Here is a 6,209-nt window from a genome sequence, read left to right on the forward strand (position 1 = left end):
ACCATTGCTGGGCAATTGACCAATCAACACCAGCTACGCCTGGAATAGTAAACTCTAGCCCCATGCTGACAGCCGCTGCGTTGCAATTGAGCAGGTGGCCTAACTGTGCCAGCATAGCAACACTCAACTCTGGGCGATGACTACAGTGCCCTATTGATTGTCCTTGGGCGACTAGGGCGACCCTTGCCTGTAGACGACGAGCGGCGATCGCTGCCCAAACACCCACACGATCGCCGCCGATGATTACCAGGTCATAGTCAATCAAGGATGACACTCTCTATACTTCATCACGCTCGTTCTGAGCTTAGTAGTCTGAGACTCTAACAGTCCAAAATGCTACTTCCCTGGCATTACCTTCTCTTTGAAGAGCTTGCCAGCGGAAAAAGCAGGTACCGTAGTTGCAGGAATCAACATCTTTTCGCCAGTTTTGGGATTGCGCCCTTCCCGTGCTTGCCGTTCTCGTGCTTCAAAGGAACCAAATCCAACCAGGGTGACTTTACCACCACTAGCAACCGTTTCCATAATCGCCTCTAGCATCGCCGTTAGCACAGCGTCAGCTTCTTTCTTGGTTACGTCAACCTTTTCTGCAATTTTATCGACGAGTTCACCTTTGTTCATCTTAACATCCTCATAAGTTGTAGTTGTGTCTGGATAGTCAGATAATCAGTGTTTAGGAGGGTTTATTGTAAACTTGACAACATGGGACGTAGGCCCATGTGCCACCTAGGCCCTAGGAATCTACAGTAGGTATGAGATTCCTAGAGTCCTCACCAGACAATACATTCATGCCATATTCTAAGGGTAACTGTTGAGATTACGATCGCTAAACTTGTGAACATTGCCAGATTTCAGGTTTTCTTCACGAGTCTAGAAACCCTCATGTAGCATGTGACACCTAGACAGCTAAACTATTGGTTTATTGCAGCATCTCGATAGCACTCGGTGCCCACCGAGATACCCGAATTGCTCGGTTAACGCGATTATAGGTGCCTGCATGAAGGGCAACGATGTAAAACTTGCCATTGATTTGAGCCAAGACAGGACTACCCGATGCCCCCCCAAATGTATCGCAGTCGTGAATCAAAAAACCAAAGTCACCATCCCCTAAAATGTTGCATCCACGATGAACGCCAGCCGTGCGTCCAGGACGATTAGGTGGAAAGTCAGCCGAATATCCCACTAGGTTCAATTGTCCAGCTAGTTGCCGTAACCCTTGTGTAGTTAAACTGCGCCAGCCAATCGTGCCCTGTTGCCTGCCCAACGGTTGATCTAGCCTAATCAGCGCCCAGTCATCTTCTCCGAAGAAGCCGTTTTTGCCACTATCTCCATAGTGAACTTGCCGTGCCACCGCAGACAGTCTAGAGCGGTCATCAATTAAATTGGGGCGAAACCTAAGGGTATCGCGTGTAAGACGATTGGTGCGCTCATCCACTACACAGTGGGCATTGGTGAGCACTAGGTTATAACCAATAAGGCTGCCAGTGCAAATACTCACAATTCTGCCTCTGGCATCCACTTGTTCTAAGCGTCCGATCGCAGACCAGGGATAGGCACGGGAGGTAACGGGAAGGCGATCGTCGTCACCAACTACCTGTCGATTGCCAGTAGGATTATCAGACTGAAACAAATGCGATGGCACAAATCCATCCTGGCTGTCAGCCCTACCCTGAAGAGATGCACTGGCCCATAGGGTGGCTTGTGAACTAGCTTGACCCTGCTTGTGGTTGTGGTGTTGGAATGCTACAGCAGTGACACTATAAGCCATAGCAAATGCCCACAAGAAACCAACCAGAACCATCGCCATCAGCTTTTTAGTCATGACTGCTCCTCAACGAGGAATACTGCAATAGCCCTACAGCCAGAGTTAGATACGCCGATTGCGTGAGGCATTACGGGCTATACGACTCATGCGGATTGTTTGGGGCAACACCCCCACTAGCCGAGCAAACGCCTCATCCGGCAGTTGAGCAACCGTCTCTGCATCAAAATAATTTTCAAACTGGGTCAAAATCAACTGTGCTCGATTAGACGCGACAGCCCTATCCGTAAACTGATGGGTCAGACGAATCCATTGTCTGCGGGTTAAGTAGGCTTCTCTCCGCTCTTCATAGCTCTGTGGATACACCAGAGACAATTCTCCTACGGGAATCACTTTGAAGCAGGAGGCATCAAATGATCCACCAACGATCGCACCTGGCCCAGCAAATTCAGCATATTGTCCCTTGTATAGAATCAACCCATTTCTACGACGCTTATTGACAACTAAAAGCTGTTCGCCGTGAAGCAAGTGCAGCAACTCATCGGTAGTAGAAAATTGAGCGTCGCTAAGAGGGGGCTTCTCAGCATCCGTTCTCATCACAAGCGCTGTCATTGTTGATCTATTTCCCTACAAAAAACATCGTGGTAGATGCTAAAAACCCAGCTTGCAAATCCTACATGCTAATGATGTTCTATCACCTAATTACTATTAATTCTAGAGGTCTTGTCTGGTATTAGGAAGAATCAACATCGGCTAATGACAATTTCCTTAGGAATCCTCAGTAAGGACGTTTGTAGTCAGGACTTAAGTCCTTGACCGTATGCAAGCTTTAATGGCAACGTGATGCTATAGCCTTTCTGCTAGGCACTATACAATGCATTTCAAAGCTTGAACTGGGAAGGTCTTCGCAATGTGGCGATCGTCATCGGGTGCATCCCACTTACGCAAATAAGCCCTTAACTCCCAGCCACCTTGGCCCCCCGCGAACGGGGGGTTGGGAGAAGGGGGGCCTGATCGGAAGTCCCTCTCCCTGCTTGGGAGAGGGATTTAGGGTGAGGGCTACACAAGTGGAACGCACCTATTGTCGTCAGGGTGATTACCGTTTTCTATAAGGAAGATAGTTGTCTATAAGGAAGATAATAGTCAAATATTCATCTCGCTAATTGAGACCTATTACCCAGCTTTAGCGTCCATCCAGTTAGCACCTTGGTGAATATCAACTACCAGAGGAATACTAAGGGTGACGGCTGATTCCATAGTGGATTTAATCGCAGGCTGGAGCACGTCCCATTCTTCAGGTGGCATTTCAAACACCAGTTCATCGTGAACTTGTAACAACAACCGCGCTTGGTAAGACTGTAGCAACTCATGAATTTTTACCATCGCTAGTTTGATGATATCTGCACTAGAGCCTTGAATCGGGGCATTGGCCGCCGCTCGTAATAGTTGTGCTTCGTACTGATCTCGCAGCTTGAGCCGATTGAGATCAATGGTGCTAGGATCATGGCCTCGCAACGATCGCAGACTGTCGCTCGTGAAGTTGAAGTAACGTCGCCGTCCGCGAATAGTTTCTACATATCCCAGGGCGATCGCTTCTCGCTGTTTCTGTTGCAAATACTCAAACACCAGAGGATAGCGATCGTTAAAGCGATCAATAAATCCCTTAGCCTCGGTGATAGACACGTTAGCCTCTCGAGCAAAGCGCTGTGCTCCCATGCCGTAAATTACACCGAAGTTAATCACCTTTCCTAGGCGACGTTCATCGGGAGTAATCTCTTGCTTGTCGAACAACATCTGTGCTGTCAGAGTATGAACATCACGGTACTGCTGGTAGGTTTCTAACAGAATTGGCTCTTGGCTAAGATGGGCAAGAATGCGCAGTTCGATTTGAGAATAATCGGCTGCGACTAGTACCCATCCTGGTTCAGGCACAAATGCCTTACGAATTTGCCGACTAAAGGCTGTGCGAATGGGAATGTTTTGTAGGTTAGGGTTAGAAGAGGAAAGTCGCCCAGTAGCTGTAACCGTTTGGTTATAGTCGGTATGAACTCGTCCTGTATCCTTACGCACAAGCTGAGGCAGAGCATCAACGTAGGTTGATTTCAGCTTAGAGAGAGTGCGATGTTCAAGAATGCAGTCAATAACTGGATGATCACCTTGTAGCTTTTCTAGCACAGATGCATCCGTAGAGTAGCCCGTTTTTAGCTTGCGAGATTTGCGTTTATCTAGTCCTAGCTTTTCAAACAACAAATCACCCAACTGTTTTGGAGATCCGAGGTTAAATTCCTCACCCGCGGCGGCATAGGCCGAGCGCTCAATTTCAGCTAAGTCTTGCTCCAGGGTGCGCGAAAACTCTTGCAAGTAGGCTAAGTCAATGCGTACACCTGTGTATTCCATGGCGGCAAGTACTGGTTCTAGGGGTTGTTCCACTTCAACGAGTAGCCGCTCCAGGGTGGGAATCTGGGCAAGATCCGCTTGCAACAGAGGCAACAACCGTCGGGTTACGTAAACATCCATGCCGCAATATTGAGCTACGACTGGAATGGCAACATCAGCGATCGTCTTGCCCTTGGGTACGAGATCGCTGTAGCTCGTGGTGGGCAATTGCAAATAGCGCTGGGCTAGGTCAGTGAGGTTGTGGCTGTTCTCTGGGTTCAGAACATAGCTAGCCAACATGGTGTCAAAGACCACGCCCTGGAGGTTAATTCCCTGGGCACGGAAAATCAGGCGATCAAACTTAGCGTTTTGCAGCACTTTGGGATGTGCTGGACTTTCCAACACGGGACGCAATGCCTCTAACACGGTAGTTTTGGGCAGAGTCGTGCCAAACCGATGACCGATGGGAATGTAAACGATTTGCAACTCGCCGAGAGTAGGGTGATGGTGCTCGGAATCGGTTACAGCAGCATAGCAGCAGCCAATACCCACCAGTTCAGCATCACGGGGATCGAGGGCTGTAGTTTCGGTGTCCCAGGCGACAGGCGTAGTGCAAGCCATGAGCGTCTGCACTAGATCTGTCAATTGCTCCGGGGTATCAACGATAATGACATCTAGATCGGGGATGCTCTGCTGTTGGGCTTGAGCTGTATCTTCAGCGCTGAAAAACCAGGTATCTTCGCTGCTGTGGTTGACCACTGTGGAACCAATTGTCGAACCGTTGGTCAAACTATTTGTAGGGGTAGAGCCACTCTTATCATCTGTAGCCCAACCACTAGCAAGACGATCGAGCCGATTGAGCAAGGTGCGATCGTGAAACTGAAGTTTAGCAATCAATGGATCCAAACTAGCACGATCAAATCCACGTAGTTTGCAGTCTTCAAGGGTAAATTCAATTGGTACATCTGTGCGAATGCGAGCCATAAATTGGGAGTGAAAGGCTGCCACTTTGCCTTGTTCTAGCTTTTGTTTCACTGCCCCCTTTACTTGGTCAAGCTGGGCGTAGAGTGCTTCCAAAGAACCATAAGTCTTCAACAGTTGAGCAGCCGTTTTGGCACCAATGCCCTTCACACCAGGAATATTGTCGGAACTATCACCGCACAGCGCCTTGTAGTCCACAACTTGGGACGGAAGGATGCCAAGCTTGTCATACACCCGTTGCGCATTGTAAGCAATGGCTCCACTGCTGCGCTGGGAAAAGCCAGCCCCCATGTGCAGTACGGTGATGCCTTTAGTATCGTCTATTAGTTGAAACAGGTCTTGGTCACCGCTGACGATCGTCACACGGTATCCAGCTTGGCTAGCTTGGGCCGTCAACGTACCTAAGACATCATCGGCCTCAAATCCTGGCTTGGTAACGATCGCTACCTGCATTGCCGCCAAAAATTCTTGCAGGTTGAGCAAGTCTGGCAAAAATTCCTCTGGAGCGTCTTGTCGCCCTGCCTTATAGGTATCGTCTGCTGCATGACGAAAGGTAGGCTCGTCTAGGTCAAAGGCTACTGCTACATAGTCAGGCTTCTCAGCTTCTAGCACCTCTAGCAAGGATTTGAGGAACCCGAAGGTCACACTAGTCGGGATGCCCGTAGAGGTGCGTAGGCCGCCATCTCGGCCTTTGGCATGGGCGTAGTAAGAGCGGAACGCTAACGAGTGACCATCTACTAGCAAAACAGCAGCAGCATTGGTGGAAGGTTCAGAATTAGACACGGCTAAGGGCATAACCTCGTTACGGATGACCCTATGATGCAAGATCGGGGGCAATCTGCGCAAGGCAATTATGGGTTACAGTGTCCTAGACAACGGCAGCTTGGCAATTAAGCATAAGTGTCACAATAATGCCAGCCCATCCTCACGATAGACTGGCATCTCTACAACACGGAAATAACAAGCCTAGAATTCTAGCTCAGCCGCCTGAACTTTCTCAACTTGCTTCTTCTTCAGCACTAATAAAATCTGGGTTAGAATCACTAGCGCAAAGAAGGCTAGGAGCCACTTGATGCGATCAGGACTCTGTAGC

The 6,209-nt window shown here is 49.1% G+C and carries 6 protein-coding genes; all 6 read right to left on the minus strand.

Going from position 1 to position 6,209, the window contains the following annotated elements; translation table 11 throughout:
* Positions 1-274: hypothetical protein (locus NZ772_11985; protein MCS6814267.1), on the minus strand; the 274-nt coding region annotated here is incomplete at its 3' end.
* A 62-nt stretch (positions 275-336) separates the two neighbouring features.
* Positions 337-618, minus strand: coding sequence for an HU family DNA-binding protein (locus NZ772_11990; GenBank protein ID MCS6814268.1), 282 nt, complete (start codon positions 616-618; stop codon positions 337-339).
* Between the two features lie 298 nt (positions 619-916).
* On the minus strand, positions 917-1,819 hold the full coding sequence (locus NZ772_11995; protein MCS6814269.1) for a trypsin-like peptidase domain-containing protein: 903 nt from the start codon (positions 1,817-1,819) through the stop codon (positions 917-919).
* A 45-nt stretch (positions 1,820-1,864) separates the two neighbouring features.
* On the minus strand, positions 1,865-2,356 hold the full coding sequence (locus tag NZ772_12000) for a hypothetical protein (protein MCS6814270.1): 492 nt from the start codon (positions 2,354-2,356) through the stop codon (positions 1,865-1,867).
* A 576-nt stretch (positions 2,357-2,932) separates the two neighbouring features.
* Positions 2,933-5,899, minus strand: a complete 2,967-nt coding sequence (gene polA / locus NZ772_12005; protein MCS6814271.1) for a DNA polymerase I — start codon at positions 5,897-5,899, stop codon at positions 2,933-2,935.
* A 183-nt stretch (positions 5,900-6,082) separates the two neighbouring features.
* On the minus strand, positions 6,083-6,209 hold a 127-nt coding region (locus NZ772_12010), incomplete at its 5' end, for an apocytochrome f (GenBank protein ID MCS6814272.1).

It is taken from the genome of Cyanobacteriota bacterium (assembly GCA_025054735.1).
Classification (GTDB): domain Bacteria; phylum Cyanobacteriota; class Cyanobacteriia; order SKYG9; family SKYG9; genus SKYG9.

Bases quoted from the DNA above. Each gene is read 5' to 3' on its own strand.
- NZ772_11990 (MCS6814268.1), bottom strand. From the start codon at position 618: ATGAACAAAGGTGAACTCGTCGATAAAATTGCAGAAAAGGTTGACGTA.
- NZ772_11995 (MCS6814269.1), bottom strand. From the start codon at position 1,819: ATGACTAAAAAGCTGATGGCGATGGTTCTGGTTGGTTTCTTGTGGGCA.
- NZ772_12000 (MCS6814270.1), bottom strand. From the start codon at position 2,356: ATGAGAACGGATGCTGAGAAGCCCCCTCTTAGCGACGCTCAATTTTCT.